This is a genomic window from Methylobacterium sp. WL103 (genome assembly GCF_008039885.1).
Lineage (GTDB): Bacteria > Pseudomonadota > Alphaproteobacteria > Rhizobiales > Beijerinckiaceae > Methylobacterium > Methylobacterium cerastii.
The window spans coordinates 1-445 of the sequence record NZ_VRUX01001292.1 but is presented as its reverse complement, the minus strand read 5'-3'; the positions used below and the strand labels follow the sequence as shown (position 1 = coordinate 445).

Below are 445 nucleotides of genomic sequence, written 5' to 3'. Positions count from 1 at the left end.
GCCCGACGGCGACGCCGTCGTGGCGCCGATCCGGGCGCTGGCCGCGCGCTTCGCGACCCTGGTGCTGACGCAGGACTGGCACCCGCCCGGGCACGCCTCGTTCGCGAGCGCGCATCCGGGCCGGGCGCCGTTCGAGACGGTGCGGCTCGCCTACGGCGAGCAGGTGCTGTGGCCGGACCATTGCGTGCAGGGAAGCGCCGGCGCGTCGCTCGCCCCCGGCCTCGACCTGCCCGGCGCCGCCCTCGTCCTGCGAAAGGGCCTGAACCCGGGCGTCGACAGCTATTCGGCCTTCGTCGAGGCCGACGGGACGCGGACGGGGCTCGCCGGCTACCTGCGCGAGCGCGGCGTCGGGCGCGTGGTGCTGTGCGGGCTCGCCACCGACTATTGCGTCGCCTGGAGCGCGCTCGACGCGCGCGCGGCGGGGTTCGAGGCCGTGGTGGTCGCG

Annotated in this window: 1 protein-coding gene; it reads left to right on the top strand. The window is 77.1% G+C overall.

Annotated features, from left to right (window positions below; all coding sequences use genetic code 11):
- On the top strand, positions 1-445 hold a 445-nt coding region (locus tag FV222_RS29045), incomplete at both ends, for an isochorismatase family protein (RefSeq protein ID WP_147816558.1).